Origin of the sequence: Pantoea sp. sgz302252 (assembly GCF_047713085.1) — a bacterium.
In the GTDB taxonomy this organism is placed as follows: domain Bacteria; phylum Pseudomonadota; class Gammaproteobacteria; order Enterobacterales; family Enterobacteriaceae; genus Scandinavium.
On the sequence record NZ_JBLFJW010000017.1, the window covers coordinates 76,549 to 93,335 of the forward strand.

General features: G+C 53.0%; 21 protein-coding genes and 1 tRNA gene. 13 read left to right on the plus strand and 9 right to left on the minus strand.

Annotation, left to right across the window (positions count from 1 at the left end; genetic code table 11):
• The first annotated feature begins 13 nt into the window (after nucleotides 1–13).
• The 10 genes from fliJ to rcsA all read left to right on the plus strand — a co-directional run bounded on the left by fliJ (nucleotide 14) and on the right by rcsA (nucleotide 6,786).
• Nucleotides 14–457: a flagellar export protein FliJ gene (fliJ, locus tag ACLW56_RS14265; RefSeq protein ID WP_330984426.1), complete on the plus strand. Its 444-nt coding sequence runs from the start codon at nucleotides 14–16 to the stop codon at nucleotides 455–457.
• Nucleotides 454–1,686, plus strand: a complete 1,233-nt coding sequence (gene fliK / locus ACLW56_RS14270; protein ID WP_330984427.1) for a flagellar hook length control protein FliK — start codon at nucleotides 454–456, stop codon at nucleotides 1,684–1,686. The genes fliJ and fliK overlap by 4 nt, the downstream gene beginning before the upstream one ends.
• 104 nt (nucleotides 1,687–1,790) lie before the next feature.
• On the plus strand, nucleotides 1,791–2,258 hold the full coding sequence (gene fliL / locus ACLW56_RS14275) for a flagellar basal body-associated protein FliL (protein WP_330984428.1): 468 nt from the start codon (nucleotides 1,791–1,793) through the stop codon (nucleotides 2,256–2,258).
• Nucleotides 2,259–2,262: 4 nt separating this feature from the next.
• Nucleotides 2,263–3,267, plus strand: a complete 1,005-nt coding sequence (gene fliM / locus ACLW56_RS14280; RefSeq protein ID WP_330984429.1) for a flagellar motor switch protein FliM — start codon at nucleotides 2,263–2,265, stop codon at nucleotides 3,265–3,267.
• Complete coding sequence (gene fliN / locus ACLW56_RS14285; RefSeq protein WP_330984430.1) at nucleotides 3,264–3,677, plus strand: flagellar motor switch protein FliN; 414 nt, start codon at nucleotides 3,264–3,266, stop codon at nucleotides 3,675–3,677. The genes fliM and fliN overlap by 4 nt, the downstream gene beginning before the upstream one ends.
• A gap of 1 nt (nucleotide 3,678) precedes the next feature.
• Nucleotides 3,679–4,062 carry a flagellar biosynthetic protein FliO gene (gene fliO, locus ACLW56_RS14290; RefSeq protein WP_330984431.1) on the plus strand — a complete coding sequence of 128 codons (384 nt, stop codon included), beginning with the start codon at nucleotides 3,679–3,681 and terminating at the stop codon, nucleotides 4,060–4,062.
• Nucleotides 4,062–4,799 (plus strand): flagellar type III secretion system pore protein FliP, encoded by a 738-nt coding sequence (fliP, locus tag ACLW56_RS14295; RefSeq protein ID WP_330984432.1) that lies wholly within the window; start codon nucleotides 4,062–4,064, stop codon nucleotides 4,797–4,799. Before fliO ends, fliP begins: the two co-directional genes overlap by 1 nt.
• Nucleotides 4,800–4,808: 9 nt before the next feature.
• The gene (gene fliQ, locus ACLW56_RS14300) at nucleotides 4,809–5,078 is read left to right on the plus strand and encodes a flagellar biosynthesis protein FliQ (RefSeq protein ID WP_154160781.1); all 270 of its coding nucleotides are present in this window, start codon (nucleotides 4,809–4,811) and stop codon (nucleotides 5,076–5,078) included.
• Nucleotides 5,079–5,083: 5 nt separating this feature from the next.
• Complete coding sequence (fliR, locus tag ACLW56_RS14305; protein WP_330984433.1) at nucleotides 5,084–5,878, plus strand: flagellar biosynthetic protein FliR; 795 nt, start codon at nucleotides 5,084–5,086, stop codon at nucleotides 5,876–5,878.
• A gap of 284 nt (nucleotides 5,879–6,162) precedes the next feature.
• The gene (gene rcsA / locus ACLW56_RS14310; RefSeq protein ID WP_330984434.1) at nucleotides 6,163–6,786 is read left to right on the plus strand and encodes a transcriptional regulator RcsA; all 624 of its coding nucleotides are present in this window, start codon (nucleotides 6,163–6,165) and stop codon (nucleotides 6,784–6,786) included.
• A 44-nt stretch (nucleotides 6,787–6,830) separates the two neighbouring features.
• Here the strand turns inward: rcsA and dsrB are convergent, their stop codons facing one another.
• A complete protein-coding gene (gene dsrB / locus ACLW56_RS14315) occupies nucleotides 6,831–7,019 on the minus strand; it encodes a protein DsrB (RefSeq protein ID WP_330984435.1) in 189 nt (62 codons plus the stop codon).
• A 130-nt stretch (nucleotides 7,020–7,149) separates the two neighbouring features.
• Between dsrB and yodD the strand changes: the two genes are divergently transcribed.
• On the plus strand, nucleotides 7,150–7,377 hold the full coding sequence (gene yodD / locus ACLW56_RS14320) for a YodD family peroxide/acid resistance protein (RefSeq protein ID WP_329700695.1): 228 nt from the start codon (nucleotides 7,150–7,152) through the stop codon (nucleotides 7,375–7,377).
• A 238-nt stretch (nucleotides 7,378–7,615) separates the two neighbouring features.
• Here yodD and dgcQ read toward each other — a convergent pair whose 3' ends face one another.
• From dgcQ to ACLW56_RS14335, 3 genes are all read right to left on the minus strand, one after another.
• Complete coding sequence (gene dgcQ / locus ACLW56_RS14325; RefSeq protein ID WP_330984436.1) at nucleotides 7,616–9,319, minus strand: cellulose biosynthesis regulator diguanylate cyclase DgcQ; 1,704 nt, start codon at nucleotides 9,317–9,319, stop codon at nucleotides 7,616–7,618.
• An 82-nt stretch (nucleotides 9,320–9,401) separates the two neighbouring features.
• The gene (locus ACLW56_RS14330) at nucleotides 9,402–9,581 is read right to left on the minus strand and encodes a YodC family protein (RefSeq protein ID WP_330984437.1); all 180 of its coding nucleotides are present in this window, start codon (nucleotides 9,579–9,581) and stop codon (nucleotides 9,402–9,404) included.
• A gap of 77 nt (nucleotides 9,582–9,658) precedes the next feature.
• Nucleotides 9,659–10,567 (minus strand): DUF808 family protein, encoded by a 909-nt coding sequence (locus ACLW56_RS14335; protein ID WP_330984438.1) that lies wholly within the window; start codon nucleotides 10,565–10,567, stop codon nucleotides 9,659–9,661.
• Nucleotides 10,568–10,747: 180 nt separating this feature from the next.
• Here ACLW56_RS14335 and yedA point away from each other — a divergent pair, with 180 nt between their 5' ends.
• Nucleotides 10,748–11,659, plus strand: coding sequence for a drug/metabolite exporter YedA (gene yedA, locus ACLW56_RS14340; protein ID WP_330984439.1), 912 nt, complete (start codon nucleotides 10,748–10,750; stop codon nucleotides 11,657–11,659).
• On the opposite strand, the gene ACLW56_RS14345 is transcribed toward yedA, so the two are convergent.
• The 4 genes from ACLW56_RS14345 to drpB are packed head-to-tail and all read right to left on the minus strand — an operon-like array spanning nucleotide 11,634 to nucleotide 14,616.
• Complete coding sequence (locus ACLW56_RS14345) at nucleotides 11,634–12,128, minus strand: very short patch repair endonuclease (protein ID WP_330984440.1); 495 nt, start codon at nucleotides 12,126–12,128, stop codon at nucleotides 11,634–11,636. The genes yedA and ACLW56_RS14345 overlap by 26 nt on opposite strands.
• The gene (locus tag ACLW56_RS14350; RefSeq protein WP_330984441.1) at nucleotides 12,112–13,533 is read right to left on the minus strand and encodes a DNA cytosine methyltransferase; all 1,422 of its coding nucleotides are present in this window, start codon (nucleotides 13,531–13,533) and stop codon (nucleotides 12,112–12,114) included. Before ACLW56_RS14350 ends, ACLW56_RS14345 begins: the two co-directional genes overlap by 17 nt.
• Nucleotides 13,534–13,590: 57 nt before the next feature.
• On the minus strand, nucleotides 13,591–14,286 hold the full coding sequence (locus tag ACLW56_RS14355; RefSeq protein ID WP_330984442.1) for a phosphohydrolase: 696 nt from the start codon (nucleotides 14,284–14,286) through the stop codon (nucleotides 13,591–13,593).
• 51 nt (nucleotides 14,287–14,337) lie between these two features.
• Nucleotides 14,338–14,616, minus strand: a complete 279-nt coding sequence (drpB, locus tag ACLW56_RS14360; RefSeq protein ID WP_330984461.1) for a cell division protein DrpB — start codon at nucleotides 14,614–14,616, stop codon at nucleotides 14,338–14,340.
• A 697-nt stretch (nucleotides 14,617–15,313) separates the two neighbouring features.
• Between drpB and ompC the strand changes: the two genes are divergently transcribed.
• Nucleotides 15,314–16,456, plus strand: a complete 1,143-nt coding sequence (ompC, locus tag ACLW56_RS14365; protein WP_330984443.1) for a porin OmpC — start codon at nucleotides 15,314–15,316, stop codon at nucleotides 16,454–16,456.
• A 243-nt stretch (nucleotides 16,457–16,699) separates the two neighbouring features.
• Here ompC and ACLW56_RS14370 read toward each other — a convergent pair.
• Nucleotides 16,700–16,774: transfer RNA gene (locus ACLW56_RS14370), tRNA-OTHER, on the minus strand.
• Nucleotides 16,775–16,787 lie beyond the last annotated feature (13 nt).

The following is a 16,787-nucleotide window of genomic DNA, read 5'->3' on the forward strand; positions in this document are numbered from 1 at the left end:
GGAGAACACCATCATGGCGCAACACGGTGCATTAGCCACGCTCAAAGAGCTGGCTGAAAAAGAGGTCGATAACGCCGCCCTGCTGTTGGGTGAAATGCGGCGCGGCTGCCAGCAGGCCGAAGAGCAGTTGAAGATGCTGATGGACTACCAGCTGGAATACCAGAATAACCTGAACAGCAATATGTCTCAGGGCATGGCCAGCCTGCGCTGGCAGAACTATCAGCAGTTTATTCAGACGCTGGAAAAAGCCATCGACCAGCACCGTCAGCAGCTGTTGCAGTGGAACCGAAAAGTCGAACAGGCGCTCACCACCTGGCGCGAGAAAAAACAACGTTTGCAGGCATGGCAGACGCTACAGGACAGACAAGCCGCCGCGACGTGGCTTGCGGAAAACCGTCTCGATCAGAAAAAAATGGATGAGTTTGCCCAGCGCGCCACCTTAAGGAAACCCGAATGATTACTCTGCCGAAACTTGTCGTCAGCGATACTGACCTCACCGCCGCCTCCGGTCTGACAGGCAAAACCAGCGATACCGGCGGCACGGCGCAGGACTTTTTCGCCCTGCTGGCAGGCGCGATGTCCGGGAAAACCGCCAAAGACGGCAAAACCCCATTGACGCTGGCCGATTTGCAGGAAGCCAGCCAAAAACTGCCGCAGGGCGAAGCCAAAACGACGCTCAGCAACCTGTTGGGCCAACTTCAGGACGACAACGCGACCAAAGCCGATGTGACCACGCTCAGCGATGCGCAGTCTGTCCTTAGCGCATTAACGCCGGAAGTGAAGAACGATGTGCTGAAACAGCTCGGCAAAGATCTCCAGAAAGACGACGACAAACCGAGCCTGAACGACGAAGAGATGGCCGGATTAAGCGCGCTGATGGCGATGCTGCCGCATGTTGCTACGCCAACCGCTGCGGTGCCTGCGGGTGAAACTGTGTCCGTCACAGGCGCAGATCGTAAAGACGGCCCGGCAACGCTTGCGGGCTTGCTGACGACAAATGCAGAAACCACCAGCCCACACGGAAAAACCAGCGGTAAAGAATTTGCTCTGCCTCAGGCTGTGCACGGGCAAACTACTGCCGCAACTGACGATGCCACTCTTAATCAGGCCACACCGCTGACAATGGTGGCGGCGGCGAAAGCCGATACTGACAGCAATATTTCTGCCGCCACGCCAACAGTCAACGTTGCGCCGGTTATCAGTAACGCTACCGCAACCGTCAACACGCATCCGGTGGTCACTGTGAACTCTCAGCTTGGCACGCCGGAGTGGCAGCAAAACGTCAGCCAGCACATTACGCTGTTCACCCGCCAGGGCCAGCAAACCGCCGAGCTGAAGCTGCATCCGGAGAATTTAGGCCAGGTGAGTATCACCCTGAAATTGGACGACAACCAGGCGCAAATTCAGATGGTGTCCCCGCACAGCCACGTGCGCGCCGCGCTGGAAGCCGCTATTCCCACGCTGCGCACCCAGTTGGCCGATAACGGCATTCAACTGGCGCAAAGCAACGTCAGCAGCGAAAGCTTTGCCGGGCAGCAACAGCAGCAATCGGCCTTTGGTCAGTCATCTTCACAACGTTCTGCTGAAGGTGGCGCGTTAAGTGCCGATGATGAAGAGACTCTGGCTGTGCCTGCCAGCCTGCAATCACAGGCGCGTGGCAACGGGATCGTCGACATCTTCGCCTAACGCCAGAGGTAGCATGATTATTCCCGTCTTTTCCGCCCTTTGAGCGTGACTTAAGTCGGGATAATCACCCTTAAAGCTGCACCGAAACAGGAAATGAGTATCAGATGACTGACACCGCGATCGCGAAAAAAAGCAAACGCTCAATCTGGATCCCACTGCTGGTGCTGGTGACGCTCGCGGCCTGCGCGACCGCGGGCTATAGTTACTGGCGACTGCAGCAGCAACCCTCCGCGGATGCCAAAAAAGAGGTTCCGCCACCGCCAGCCCCGGTATTCTGGGCGCTGGATACGTTCACGGTTAACCTCGGCGATGCCGATCGCGTGCTCTATATCGGGATAACGCTGCGTCTGAAGGATGAAGCGACCCGCTCGCGTCTGAATGAATATCTGCCGGAAGTGCGCAGCCGCCTGCTGCTGCTGTTCTCCCGTCAGGATGCGGCAAAACTGGCGACCGATACCGGGAAACAAGACCTGGTGAATGCCATCAAACAGACACTTGCTCCACCGTTGGTGGCGGGCCAACCGAAGCAGGAAGTGACTGACGTGCTGTATACAGCTTTCATTCTGCGGTAATCCCATGGGCGACAGTATTCTTTCTCAGGCCGAAATTGATGCGCTGCTGAACGGCGACAGCGAGAAAAGTGACGAACCGCAACCCGGCGCCACTGGCGACAGTGACATTCGTCCCTATGATCCTAATACCCAGCGTCGCGTGGTGCGCGAGCGTCTGCAGGCGCTGGAAATCATCAACGAGCGTTTTGCTCGTCAGTTCCGTATGGGCCTGTTCAACCTGCTGCGTCGTAGCCCGGATATCACCGTGGGCGCGATCCGCATTCAGCCCTACCACGAATTTGCCCGCAACCTGCCGGTGCCGACCAACCTGAACCTGATCCACCTGAAACCGCTGCGCGGGACCGGGCTGTTCGTGTTCTCGCCAAGCCTGGTGTTTATTGCGGTCGATAACCTGTTTGGCGGCGATGGGCGTTTCCCGACCAAAGTCGAAGGCCGCGAATTTACCCATACCGAACAGCGCGTGATTAACCGCATGCTGAAACTGGCGCTGGAAGGCTACAGCGATGCGTGGAAAGCGATTAACCCGCTGGAAGTGGAATATGTCCGTTCCGAGATGCAGGTGAAATTTACCAATATCACCACCTCGCCGAACGACATCGTGGTCAATACCCCGTTCCATGTTGAGATTGGCAACCTGACAGGTGAATTCAATATCTGTCTGCCGTTCAGCATGATTGAACCGCTGCGCGAGTTGTTGGTGAACCCACCTCTGGAGAACTCCCGCAGTGAAGACCAGAACTGGCGCGAAAACCTGGTGCGCCAGGTTCAGCACTCAGAACTGGAGCTGGTGGCGAATTTCGCCGACATCTCCCTGCGTCTTTCCCAAATATTAAAACTCCAACCCGGTGACGTGCTGCCGATTGATAAACCGGATCGCATTATTGCCCATGTGGACGGCGTCCCGGTATTGACCAGCCAGTACGGCACGGTGAACGGTCAATACGCACTACGCGTTGAGCACCTGATTAACCCGATTTTGAACTCGCTGAATGAGGAACAGCCCAAATGAGTGATATGAATAATCCGTCCGATGAAAACAGCGGTGCAATGGACGATCTGTGGGCTGAAGCGTTGGGCGAGCAGAAATCAGCAAGCGGCAAAAGCGCGGCTGATGCGGTATTCCAGCAGTTAGGCGGCGGTGATGTAAGCGGCACGCTGCAAGATATCGACCTGATTATGGATATCCCGGTCAAACTGACCGTGGAACTGGGCCGCACCCGCATGACCATCAAAGAGCTGCTGCGTCTGACGCAAGGCTCTGTGGTGTCTCTGGATGGTCTGGCGGGCGAGCCGCTCGATATTCTGATCAACGGCTACCTGATTGCTCAGGGTGAAGTCGTGGTCGTTGCCGATAAGTACGGCGTACGCATCACCGACATCATCACCCCGTCCGAACGTATGCGTCGTTTGAGTCGCTAAGATGAAAACCCAGGCCAGTGTTTCTCAACCTTCCGTGACCGCGAGTCCCTCTTCTCCGTTGATAGAAGTCAGCGGCGCGCTGCTGGGGATCATTCTGCTGATCCTGGCGGCGGCGTGGCTGGCGAAACGCTTCGGCGTTAGCGGCGCGAGAAGCTCGGCCAGTAAAGAGTTGAAAGTCAGTGCCAGCGCTTCACTCGGCCAACGTGAGCGAGTGGTGATTGTCGACGTAGAAGACGCCCGGCTGGTGCTGGGTGTGACGGCCTCTCAGGTGACGTTGCTGCACAAATTGCCCCCGGCTCAGGTAGACCCTGACGCGCCAAAGTCTGAAGTGCCTGATTTTGCCTCACTGATGAAATCTGTTATCAAGCGCCCTGGGAGATCCTGATGCGTCGTGTGCTTTCCCTCTCGCTTGTCGCGCTGTGGCTGCTCTCGCCCGCGGCTTTTGCTCAACTGCCTGGGCTTGTCAGCCAGCCTCTGCCAAACGGGGGCCAAAGCTGGTCTCTGCCAGTGCAGACGCTGGTGTTTATTACTTCTCTGACTTTCCTGCCCGCGATCATGCTGATGATGACCAGTTTTACGCGAATCATCATTGTATTTGGTCTTTTGCGCAGCGCTTTGGGCACCGCTTCCGCACCGCCAAACCAGGTACTGCTCGGGCTGGCGCTGTTTCTGACCTTTTTTATTATGTCGCCGGTTATCGACAAGATTTACAACGACGCCTATCAGCCGTTCAGTGAGGATAAAATCACGCTTGAACAGGCGATTGATAAAGGCTCGCAGCCGCTGCGTGAGTTTATGCTGCGCCAAACCCGCGAGGCCGATTTGGCCCTGTTTGCCCGTCTGGCCAACACCGCCCCCATTCAGGGGCCTGAAGCCGTGCCAATGCGCATTCTGCTGCCTGCTTATGTCACCAGCGAACTCAAAACGGCTTTCCAGATTGGCTTCACTATCTTTATTCCGTTCCTGATTATCGATTTGGTGGTCGCCAGCGTGTTGATGGCGCTGGGGATGATGATGGTGCCACCGGCCACCATTGCGCTGCCGTTCAAGCTGATGCTGTTTGTGCTGGTTGACGGTTGGCAGCTTCTGGTGGGATCGCTCGCCCAAAGTTTTTACAGTTAAGGAACGTCCATGACCCCTGAATCGGTAATGATGCTGGGCACTGAGGCGATGAAAGTCGCGCTGGCGCTGGCTGCCCCGCTGCTGCTGGTGGCGTTAATCACCGGCCTGCTGATCAGTATTTTGCAGGCCGCGACGCAGATTAACGAAATGACCCTGTCGTTTATCCCGAAAATCATCGCCGTGTTTATCGCCATCATCGTGGCGGGCCCGTGGATGCTGAATCTGCTGCTGGATTACGTGCGCACGCTGTTCAACAACCTGCCGTACATCATCGGATAAGCCCCATGCTGCACGTCACCAGCGACCAATGGCTGCACTGGTTAAGCCTCTATTTTTGGCCGCTGCTACGCGTGCTGGCGTTGATTTCCACCGCCCCTATTCTGAGCGAGTCCAGCGTGCCTAAGCGGGTAAAGCTTGGGCTTGGCATCATCATTACCTTTATCATCGCCCCAACGCTTCCCGCCACTGACGTGACGCTGTTTTCACCCAACGCGCTGTGGTTGGCAATGCAGCAGATCCTCATCGGCATTGCACTCGGGTTTACCATGCAGTTTGCCTTTGCCGCCGTGCGTTTTGCCGGGGAAGTGATTGGTCTGCAAATGGGCTTGTCCTTCGCGACCTTCGTTGACCCGAGCAGCCACCTGAGCATGCCGGTGCTGGCGAGGATCATGGATATGCTGGCGATGCTGCTGTTTCTGGTCTTTAACGGCCATTTATGGCTCATTTCGCTGCTGGTCGATACGTTTCACACTCTGCCGATTGGCGGTAATCCACTTAACAGCAATGCGTTTATGGCGCTTGCGCGTGCCGGTGGGCTTATCTTCCTTAACGGCCTGATGCTGGCGCTGCCGATAATCACCCTGCTGCTGACCATTAACCTCGCGCTGGGGATGCTCAACCGTATGGCCCCCCAACTCTCCATCTTCGTGATTGGTTTCCCCATTACCCTGACTGTGGGTATTATTTTAATGGCAGCGTTAATGCCGCTAATTGCACCATTTTGTGAACACTTATTCAGCGAATTATTCGATCTATTAGCGGATATTATCAGTGAATTACCAAAGATAAGTTTCCCTTAGAAATAACAAGGGCATCCTAAGGTTAGTCTTAAATATAAGCATTAAAAACGTCGATCAGCATAACGCTGACGCGGATGAATTGTTTTTACCTCTTTCACACATCATAACATTTACTTTACTTTAAGATGTTTCCTGGCAAATTATAGATAACTTTCCGGGATAGTTGAGGTCGCCTGATTGTTTTCCCTTTGCTCTTTGTAAGTTCAGGTTAAACGTTCTCTGACAATTAAGAAGCAGTCGGGCTATGGAGTTAATTATCGTTACGCATTGAGTGAGGGTATGCCATGTCAACGATTATTATGGATCTATGCAGTTACACCCGGCTTGGGTTGACCGGGTACCTGACCAGCCGGGGGATCAAGAAGCGCGATATTGGCGATATTGAGACCATCAGTGAGCTTGAAGCGGCCTGCGAAACACTGCAACCGTCTGTCGTGTTCATTAATGAAGACTGCTTTATCCACGATACACAAAGCAGTCAGCATATTAAGCAGATCATTAATCAACACCCCAGGACACTGTTCATCGTATTTATGGCTATCGCCAACGTCCATTTCGATGAGTATTTGCTGGTCAGAGATAATCTGCTAATAAGTTCCAAATCGATTAAACCAGAATCACTGGACGATATTCTGGCTGATTACCTGCAAAAGATAAGTCGCAATGTTAGTAAGATTAACATTCCCACTTTATCGTTAAGCAGAACTGAATCAAGCATGCTAAAAATGTGGATGTCGGGACAAGGGACGATTCAGATATCCGACCAGATGAATATTAAGGCCAAAACGGTATCGTCACATAAAGGTAATATTAAAAAGAAAATAAAAACGCATAATAAGCAGGTTATTTATCATGTTGTTCGATTGACAGATAATGTCACCAGCGGGATTTACGTCAATATGCGCTAATCGTTCGAGACTCACTGGCGGCACACCCGCCAGTGAAAAAAACCTTACTCGGCTTTCTCAACGAAAATGCCGTCAGCGTGCCCCACTTCATTAAAGAACCAGATGCCCATCGGGTAATCTTCCAGCGACACCAGGTACATTATTCCTTCACTAAACTGTTCAACAGCCAGTACCACGCCTGGCCGACGCGGTCCGCCGTCCGTTTTGACCGTCACTCGATCGTTCACCTGCATAACTTGTCTCCTGTCTTTTACTTCAGCCAGTGTAGAACAAAACCGCCCTGCTGGCAGCGTCCGGCACGCCAATTGGTGTTTTTATCGACGGTCTATACTCAAAGGTGGATGACAGCAAGAGGACCCTGTGATGAAAACCGCCAAAGAGTACAGTGATACAGCCAAACGCGAGGTGAACGTGGATGTCGATGCCCTGCTGGATGCCATCAACGAAATCAGTGAGAGCGAGGTTCACCGTGCCGGTGACGACCCTCACCATGTCAGCATTGACGGACGTGAGTACCACACCTGGCGCGAACTGGCCGAAGCATTTGAACTCGATATTCATGACTTCAGCATTACCGAAGTGAACCGCTGAACGCAGGCAAAAAAAACCCGACCATGGAAGGGTCGGGGAGAAGCTTGCTGATGCAAGAAGCACGCGAAAATTCGTTACACCAGGAAATCTGATGTGGGTAAAACATTATCCTCAATTTTTTTGTAAGACAAGCATTATTCATAGATTTCGTGAATATATTCAGGATTATTCCTGCGTGATTTCCGTGATACGCCGGAACACGTTCCAGCGGCCCGGAAGGCTGGTGCGAAGGCCTTGATTACTGGTTTTCTTCCTTGTCACAACAGCAGACCTGATTGCGGCCATTCTGCTTCGCGTAGTACAGGCGCTTATCGGCAACGGATTGCAGATATTCGATATCGTACAGCCCTTTGTCATCACTGCTGCTGACGCCAAGCGAGGCGCTGATACGCAGCGTCTCTCCTTTTGCGACAAGCATTTCGCGGCTGTTAATACGGGTACGGATGCGTTCCGCCAGCGCACAGGCATCCTCATGACTGGCACCCGGCAGCACAAGACAGAACTCTTCCCCGCCAACGCGCCCCGCAATGTCGCCCTCTCGCACTTTGGCGCTAATCATCCCTGCCACATGAGCGAGCACTTTATCCCCGGCCTGATGGCCGAAGCGGTCATTGATGCTTTTGAAGAAATCGAGATCGAGCTGAACCACAGATATCGGCAAGCCCTGACGCTCACAACGCCTGGTTGCTTTCGCCGCCAGATCAAACAGCGTGCTGCGGTTGTACAATCGCGTCAGGCCGTCGTGCCAGGCTTGCCACTGCAAAGAATCCTGCAAGGTGCTCATGTTAGTCACCATCCGGCGAATCACTCCCCACGAGAGCAGCAGCATGGAGGTAAACAGCAGCCATAAAAGCCCCAGCGCGATGGAAATCGAGCCAAACTCGCCGCGAACGCCTTCATCGATGTGATGAATGCGCAACAACACGCCGTCATAATTTCGCAGCTTTTGCCAGTTGATATAGCTTGTCGAGAAGCGTAAACCGCCGCGAGTATCGTGCTCAAAAGCCTGAGCCAGCTGCGCTTTTTCCTGAGCGCTGAGCGGTTCTGACGCGACGCCACCCGGCGTAGATATCGCAATCAGATTCATTTGGTGGTTGTAAAGACGGTATTCCCCTTCCGTTTCACCCTCAGTGGACCTGGTCAGGAGTTGTTTGATTTGCGCCAAAGAGAATTCAATGGCCAGCACGCCATGCCAGATATTCTGGCTGTCTACCGGCAACGTCACGGCGACACGGCGTTGTTCACCCTCGGCGGTGTCCAGCATCCAGCTCAACCAACGAATACCACGCGTCGGATTATTCCTTTGCGACTGACTGGCAAACCACGGGCTGGTCACCAGCGCATAATACTGTTCGACGATGTCGTTGTTGTTTGCCACTGGGTTACTGGAGATAAAGAAACCGGCGCGAGAGACATACAGCAGTTGCTGAGTGACGCGTTTTAGCGAAGTAGAAAGGCGCAGCAAATAGCCGACTTCAAGCGTAGCGGTCAATTCATTGCCCAGCAGAGGGTTGTCGCGGGACAGTATCGTTGAGTCATTCACAAACTCATCGGAGACGCCGTTTACCGGCAACGTGCGCCGGTTATCCAGCGAAATAGACCACTGATGCTGACCGCGCTTGCGATCAAACTCCTCGCTGGCGTTGCGCATCACCTCAAAAGCAAGCGGCGTCTTGAGAGCGGCTTCCATCCCGTTGCGGTAAAAAAGCAACCTGTCGACGTTAAGCTGGAACTGATTGTTAAGTTCGTGGGAGACGTTCTCCAGGGTGTTACGCTGGCTGGATATATAGGCGTCTTCCAGCACCACCACTTCACGCCAGGTGAGCAGCGTAGAGAACAAAAGGACGACAAAGAAACAGATGTTGACCACCCGCCCAGGACGGGTATGGCTGCTGAGCTGATTCAGCCAGCGAGGATTTTCCACTCGTGTTACGTGGGGCACACAAACTCCCTGAACATTCCCTGAAACCCATGACAGAACAGTAAAAACGCCCGGCGCGGGAGACCCATGCCGGGCGTGGTCGTTATGCCTCTTGCTGTGCCCGTCGGTCACCTGGCATCAGTTCGTCTTCGCGGAACGCTTCCCGTTTCACACCGAACCCATCATACCAGCGACACTCAACCATTCCGCTGGCATACCCGGTGACCACCATACGTGGCCCGCCACTTTTCGGCTTAACTTCATCACTGACCAAAAAGACCATAACTGCCTCCTGTATCAGGGTGAAACTGTTTCACGATAGCCGAAGTTTTGCGGTTTTGCGTAATGGCTTAACAATATTTACGCAGCAGAGCGAAGCCGCGAAATCAGGCTCACAACACCAAACACGACGACCCCGACGAGTAAGCCAAAGATAAGATTAAATAAGGTTGGCGCGAGCAACGCAACGAGGCCGCCATAACCCGCAGCCATGTTTTCCACCGCATGATGCAACGGCGCGATGCCGTGTACCACAATGCCGCCGCCCACCAAAAACATCGCGAGCGTACCGACAATGGTCAGCACCTTCATCAGCCACGGTGCAATAAACAGCAGCGCTTTACCCACGGCCTGCGCGAGCGCACTGGTTTTTTCCACCAGCCAGTAACCCATGTCATCCAGCTTCACGATCACGCCCACCAGACCGTAAACGCCGATGGTCACCAGAATCGCAATACCGGACAGTACCAGCACCTGATTCAGCAAGGGCGCTTCAGCAACAATCCCGAGGGTGATGGCCACAATTTCGGCGGAAAGAATAAAATCAGTTCTGATAGCCCCTTTGACTTTATCCCGCTCGAAGGTCTTCGGATCCTGGCTGGCTATCGCTTCCAGACGCTGTTGGCGAGCTGCCGGATCTTCCTTGTGCTTTCTGGCGTGCAGGGAATGCAGCACCTTTTCAAACCCTTCAAAACACAGAAACGCTCCGCCAATCATTAGCAATGGCGTAATGGCCCACGGCAAAAATGCGCTGATCAGCAACGCCAGCGGCACGAGGATCACTTTGTTGAGAAACGACCCTTTTGCCACGCTCCAGACCACCGGTAATTCGCGATTGGCACGAACGCCCGACACCTGCTGCGCATTCAACGACAGATCGTCGCCCAGTACGCCCGCGGTTTTCTTTGCGGCTACTTTGCCCATCACCGAGATGTCGTCCAGCAGTGTGGCGATATCATCCAGTAAAGTTAAAAGACTACTCCCGGCCAAAGGTGACTCCTTGCTTCTTTATTGATTTCTTAGACATACAGTATGAAGGAAAACTTACGGCTCGCACAGACACCGCTTGTGTCAATCAAAATAGCCTGTTGCCCCCTAATTAAAGCACTCGCCAGACGGATAGTTTTCCCGTTAACTATAAGCGCCCTTTTTAACTCGTCATGAGGACGTATGCACGCCAGACAGTTGTTACCGCTTATCGGCGCTTTGTTCGCGCTTTATATCATTTGGGGATCGACCTATTTTGCTATCAGCATCGGCGTGGAGAGCTGGCCACCGATGATGATGGCGGGTGTACGATTCCTCTCCGCTGGCGTGTTGCTGATGGCGTATCTGTTGCTGACCGGGCATAAGCTCCCGGCTCGTCGCCCTCTGCTCAATGCCGCGCTGATTGGCGTGTTATTGCTGGCAGTGGGCAATGGCTTTGTCACCATTGCCGAACATCAACATGTGGCATCCGGGATTGCTGCCGTTGTGGTGGCAACTGTGCCATTGTTTGCGCTTTGCTTTAGCCGCTTTTTTGGCATTACTACCCGTAAACTCGAATGGGTTGGTGTGGCTATCGGTCTGGCGGGCATTGTGCTGCTCAACAGCGGCGGAAACCTCAGCGGTAACCCCTGGGGAGCCATCCTTATTCTGATTGGGTCATTGAGCTGGGCCTTTGGTTCCGTGTACGGTTCCCGCATCGAATTGCCGACAGGCATGATGGCAGGCGCAGTGGAAATGCTGGCTGCGGGTGTGGTGCTGATGTGTGCCTCGTGGTTGACGGGTGAGCATCTGACGCAACTACCCACCCTCTCCGGCTTTTTGGCGGTAGGTTATCTGGCCGTGTTCGGTTCGCTGATTGCCATTAATGCTTATATGTATCTGATTCGTAATGTCTCGCCCGCCGTGGCAACCAGCTACGCTTACGTCAACCCGGTTGTTGCGGTGTTACTGGGCACCAGCTTTGGCGGCGAATCGCTGTCACCGGTGGAATGGCTGGCGTTGGGGGTGATTATTTTCGCGGTGGTGCTGGTCACGCTTGGGAAAACGCTGTTCCCGGCTCGCAGCAAAATCACGCCTTGCGAGGGGGAGAAGTAATCGCTAAAGGGGATATACCCTGAGTGTCGATCTGCGCGCTGCCCGAGCCCGCGCAGATCCACTCTTCCAGCCTTTCGACCAGCACCTCATCAGTCAGTTTGCTTTTCCCACGCAGTGCACATTCCCACACCACCATCACTCGCCAGTTCTCTTCGACCAATTGAGCGATGTCCCGCGCATCCCTGATGACGTTTTTACCGATTTTTTCCAGCCAGAATGCCGTTCGGGTTGCAGGTACCTTAAATAAATAACAGTCGTGATGATGCCAGAAACAGCCGTGGGTAAAGATGATGCAACGATAATCAGCCAGCACGAAATCAGGACGCCCGGCTAACGTGGTGTCCTGAACCGTGAAGCTAAAACCAGAAGCCGTGAGTAGCGCCGAGAGACGCTTTTCAATTGCGGTATCACGCGTGCCAATGGCACGCATGTTTTTACTGCGGGTCGCGGGATTATGAACGTCCGCCATTCGCTTTTTGCTCCTGGCGCATCTCCACCGCCTGCAAAATACGTGACTTCAGCAGCTTAGCGACGGCGGCAAAGGCAGGCACCACCACCGAGTTGCCAAACTGGCGGTAAGCCTGAGTATCAGAGACAGGGATGCGGAACTGGTAGCCCTGTGGCGACTCAAAGCCCATCAGACGCGCGCATTCACGCGGTGTTAACCGGCGAGGACGACGCTGTTGGTTTTGCGGATCGTCAAAATGCTTCTCGCCCAACGCTTTGTCCCAACCGCGGTCGATCAGGATTTCCGCGCCGTCTTTGTAATATCTGGCCGAAAGCGTGCGGGCCACACTGTCTGCGCGAGTGGGATCGACTAACCCGTAACCGAAGCCATTGCCACGTGCCTGATGCTTTTTGGCGTAGCGATAAAGGTACTTCCACAAAATCGGCGTGAGGATAAATTTGGCATCCACTGTGGGTTCCAGCAGCTCGCCAAACGTCGGGCGACGCTCCGGATAAAGGGCGGGCAAATCACGCAGCGTGAACCCCTGCTGCAAATTCAAATCCCGACGAAAACCGACCATCACAATGCGTTCGCGGTGCTGCGGCAGGAAGTGTTGGCCGTCGATGATTTTTGGATCATCGGCACCCATTTCTGCGGAATCCGCCACGTCATAGCCGAGCGAATCCAGCGTTTGCATGATGATGCGGAAGGTTTTCCCACCGTCATGGCTCTTGAGGTTCTTCACGTTTTCGAGCACGAACACCGCCGGACGGCAGGCATCGATGATGCGCGCCACGTCAAAAAAGAGCGTGCCTTGCGTATCACAGGCAAAACCATGCGCACGGCCCAGCGCATTCTTCTTCGACACACCAGCCAGCGAGAACGGCTGACAAGGGAACCCCGCCAGCAGCACGTCGTGTTGTGGAATGATGCTGCGAATGTGATCCGCGGCTTCGCTGTCACTGACTTCAGGCTTATGGCTCAGCGTCACATCGCGGATATCTTCATTGAACTGATGTTCTGTCGGGTCACAGTACCAGTTGGCTTTATACGTTCTTACAGCATGCTTATTCCACTCGCTGGTAAAAACGCACTGCCCGCCAATCGCCTCAAAGCCGTTGCGAATGCCGCCAATGCCGGCAAACAGGTCGATAAAGCGAAATTGGGTAGTGCGCCCAGAAGGCTGCGGCAACAGCGCCGCTAAGCGAGCGTATTCGTTCTCACCCAGACGGCGGTTAATCTTACCGTTCTCTGTGGCGCGCTTGAGGATTGCCGGGCTCCAGTGCTGTTCACCCACGGCATTCAGCGTGGCGACCAGCGTCTTGACGTCATAAATGGCCATCAGCTGGTTCAGTAATGCCTGTGCGTCTGGCCCGGAGGCTCCCGCGAGAGGAAAAGTGTGAGTGCGTGTAAGTGTGTGCTGCATATCAGTAACCGGACAGACTATTTGCGGTGAGAGTATCACAAAATTTGCGCACTGAACTCAGGACTCCGGCTCAAAACGCGCGAGAATGGCCTCATCGCAATGGAGATAATCCCCTTTCAGCTCGGCCCCCATTTTGGCCATAAACTGCACCAGATAACGCGCATTGTGAATAGCGAGCGCTTTGCCCTGCTCGGTTTGCATGGTTTGCGGTAAACGCAGCAGCTTGTTCTGGAAATGATCGAGCGCGTAACGCTGATCGTTGAGCCCGCGATGGTCGGCGAACGGATCGTCGGCATCAAACAAGGAGACATTCAGTTTCCCCGCAACAGCAAATACGCGAGCAAGCCCTATCGCGCCTAACGATTCGAGCCTGTCGGCATCCTGCACAATCTTCGCTTCCAGCGTCAGCGGTGTGATATTGGCGCTGTGGCTGTGCGCTTCAATTGCATGTGCGACTGACGCGTACAGATCTCCAGGAAAATCGGGAAAATCAGCCTGCAGCAGAGAAAGCGTTTTTTGCGCCGCAAGTTGAGATGAGCGGCTGCGATCAGGATGATTTTTGGGCAAGCTGACAATGTCATGAAAATAACAGGCACACAGCACCACAAGCTCATCAACCTCTTCGTTCGCCGCTAGCTGCTGGGCGGTGGCCCAGACACGCCGAAAATGGGAGAGATCATGAGCCGCGTCGTCGCTGTCGTGATGGTCATGAAGCCAGGTTTCAAAGCGTTGCTGCCAGAGATGCAAAGTCATTCGTTTACTCACCCTTGTCAGAAAGAGCAATGAGAATAGCAGCTTTTGATGTCAGCTTTCTGAATACGATGACCCGCGTGGCCGAGTGTACCAGGCAATCCCCCCGAGGATCGATCCGACGATGCCTAACACCAAAAAGCCTAATAATGCCCCAATTAACTTGCCAAATGTTGATCCCATCGCGCCATCGAGCGTTGTCCCCGGAATCGGATCAAATTGAATGACAACCCAAACATAGCGCAGCATCGCCCAGATAAAATAGCCGCAATAAGCGTAAAAAACCCACAGCGCCAACATGCCGCCGGGACCCCGGGTGGCTCTTTCCTCTATCAAGAAAGTGCGTGTCTGCTCGCACCTGAATGTTTCGTTTTTCACTTTTCAAGATCATTAATGTGATATTGGTCACATTATAGCATCTTCAGACACGCCGCAAAGGGGCCTGACGTTTCTTGTTAGCGTCAGTTGCCGTTACCTTGATCTTCGGCAAATTTCGTTCACTAAAAGCCCCTGCCCAGACAAACTGTATTTCTCAATTAAAAGTCTGGGTATTTTCTGAGAATGTCATGACCACGGGGTGTTCACCTATAAAAGTGCTTTTCCAGACTTCTTTTTCGTATTAATTCGTGGAATCATTCCCTGCCTTTTGTTGTTTTTACACTGCACTCATTTGTTATTCATTTCTAATCACGCCTGATTGCTGATTGCAATCAGGTTTTTTTTCGCCTTTTTCCTGAGCATAACCCGCCTCTTAACTCGCAACACATCACTCTGTAAAAAACATTTCAGAAAACAAAACCACTACGTTATCCAACCCAGTAAAAAACACCTATAAATCACCGTAGTAAATGAGACGAGCACTTACATTGATAAAATACATATATAGACGCTTTAGATACAAATGGAAATATTTTAAATAACTTGCTTACATATTTATTTTAAATAAAAATGAACTTAGTCGATAGTATTTATTTGTAGTTTAGTATTGACCGCATTTATTCATGTAATTAATAACTCAAAGGATTGCATAATGAAAAGAAAAGTATTGGCGATGATCGTTCCTGCTTTACTGATGGCAGGCGCAGCAAATGCAGCAGAAATCTATAATAAAGACGGCAATAAACTTGACCTGTATGGCAAAGTCGATGCTCGTCATCAATTCTCCGATGATGCTGGCTCCGATGGAGACGAAACTTATGTGCGTATCGGTTTTAAAGGCGAAACCCAGATTAACAGCCAACTGATTGGCTACGGTCAGTGGGAATACAACATCCAGGCGAATGACACTGAAGGCAGCGGCAATCAGTCTGCCACTCGTCTGGGCTTTGCCGGTCTGAAATTCGGCGAATACGGCTCATTTGATTACGGCCGTAACTACGGCGTGGTGTACGACGTTGAAGCCTGGACTGACATGCTGCCGGTATTTGGTGGCGACTCCTACACCTACACCGACAACTTTATGGTGGGTCGTGGTAACGGGATGGCAACCTACCGCAACACCGACTTCTTTGGCCTGGTGGATGGCCTGAACTTCGCACTGCAGTATCAGGGGGCGAATGAAGGATCAGATGGTGTGTTTGATCAGGAAGGCACCAGTAACCGCGGTGACTCAACCGACATGCGCAGTGATAACGGCGATGGTTGGGGTATTTCCACCACTTATGACTTCGGTATGGGCTTCAGCGCAGGTGCAGCCTACGCGTCTTCTGATCGTACAAACGAACAGCAGACAGGCAGCCTCGCAGGCGGCGAAAACGCCGACGTGTGGACGGTGGGTCTGAAGTATGACGCAAACAACATTTACCTCGCGACCATGTATGCAGAAACCCGCAACATGACGCCGTTTGGTGATCAATCAAGTGCTATTGCCAACAAAACTCAGAACTTTGAAGTGACTGCACAGTACCAGTTCGACTTCGGTCTGCGTCCAGAAATCTCTTACCTGCAGTCCAAAGGTAAGGACCTGGCGAAAGATACTGGCCTGCGCAGCGACTGGAACGACAAAGACCTCGTGAAATACGTCTCTGTTGGCGCTAACTACTACTTCAACAAAAACTTCTCCACCTACGTTGATTACAAAATCAACCTGCTGGATAACGATGATAAATTCTATTCTGCGGCTGGTATCAGCACGGATGACGTCGTTGGCGTAGGTATGGTTTACCAGTTCTAAGTTCGTTTTTGCTGACTTTTTCCTTCTTTGTCAGCAAGTTGAAGCCCGCCCCGAGCGGGCTTTTTTGTGCCTATAAACTGGATTGGCATCGCCATCCGAGCTTTTACGGGCAACTCTGATGGCGAATTTCTCAATAGCGACTTAACTCAATCTTGAAAGGGCGACCCTTCTCTCAAGTTATAAAAAACATCAATGACTTGAACGAAGCAGCAGACTATCATGCCGACGTCTGACTGAAGGAAGTGGCGGAGAGAGGGGGATTTGAACCCCCGGTAGCGTTGCCCCTACCGGTCCGTTCAGCCGCTCCGGCATCTCTCCGCTGAGGTGGTTG

Bases quoted from the DNA above. Each gene is read 5' to 3' on its own strand.
- fliJ (WP_330984426.1), top strand. From the start codon at position 14: ATGGCGCAACACGGTGCATTAGCCACGCTCAAAGAGCTGGCTGAAAAA.
- fliK (WP_330984427.1), top strand. From the start codon at position 454: ATGATTACTCTGCCGAAACTTGTCGTCAGCGATACTGACCTCACCGCC.
- fliL (WP_330984428.1), top strand. From the start codon at position 1,791: ATGACTGACACCGCGATCGCGAAAAAAAGCAAACGCTCAATCTGGATC.
- fliM (WP_330984429.1), top strand. From the start codon at position 2,263: ATGGGCGACAGTATTCTTTCTCAGGCCGAAATTGATGCGCTGCTGAAC.
- fliN (WP_330984430.1), top strand. From the start codon at position 3,264: ATGAGTGATATGAATAATCCGTCCGATGAAAACAGCGGTGCAATGGAC.
- fliO (WP_330984431.1), top strand. From the start codon at position 3,679: ATGAAAACCCAGGCCAGTGTTTCTCAACCTTCCGTGACCGCGAGTCCC.
- fliP (WP_330984432.1), top strand. From the start codon at position 4,062: ATGCGTCGTGTGCTTTCCCTCTCGCTTGTCGCGCTGTGGCTGCTCTCG.
- fliQ (WP_154160781.1), top strand. From the start codon at position 4,809: ATGACCCCTGAATCGGTAATGATGCTGGGCACTGAGGCGATGAAAGTC.
- fliR (WP_330984433.1), top strand. From the start codon at position 5,084: ATGCTGCACGTCACCAGCGACCAATGGCTGCACTGGTTAAGCCTCTAT.
- rcsA (WP_330984434.1), top strand. From the start codon at position 6,163: ATGTCAACGATTATTATGGATCTATGCAGTTACACCCGGCTTGGGTTG.
- dsrB (WP_330984435.1), bottom strand. From the start codon at position 7,019: ATGCAGGTGAACGATCGAGTGACGGTCAAAACGGACGGCGGACCGCGT.
- yodD (WP_329700695.1), top strand. From the start codon at position 7,150: ATGAAAACCGCCAAAGAGTACAGTGATACAGCCAAACGCGAGGTGAAC.
- ACLW56_RS14330 (WP_330984437.1), bottom strand. From the start codon at position 9,581: ATGGTCTTTTTGGTCAGTGATGAAGTTAAGCCGAAAAGTGGCGGGCCA.
- yedA (WP_330984439.1), top strand. From the start codon at position 10,748: ATGCACGCCAGACAGTTGTTACCGCTTATCGGCGCTTTGTTCGCGCTT.
- ACLW56_RS14345 (WP_330984440.1), bottom strand. From the start codon at position 12,128: ATGGCGGACGTTCATAATCCCGCGACCCGCAGTAAAAACATGCGTGCC.
- ACLW56_RS14350 (WP_330984441.1), bottom strand. From the start codon at position 13,533: ATGCAGCACACACTTACACGCACTCACACTTTTCCTCTCGCGGGAGCC.
- ACLW56_RS14355 (WP_330984442.1), bottom strand. From the start codon at position 14,286: ATGACTTTGCATCTCTGGCAGCAACGCTTTGAAACCTGGCTTCATGAC.
- ompC (WP_330984443.1), top strand. From the start codon at position 15,314: ATGAAAAGAAAAGTATTGGCGATGATCGTTCCTGCTTTACTGATGGCA.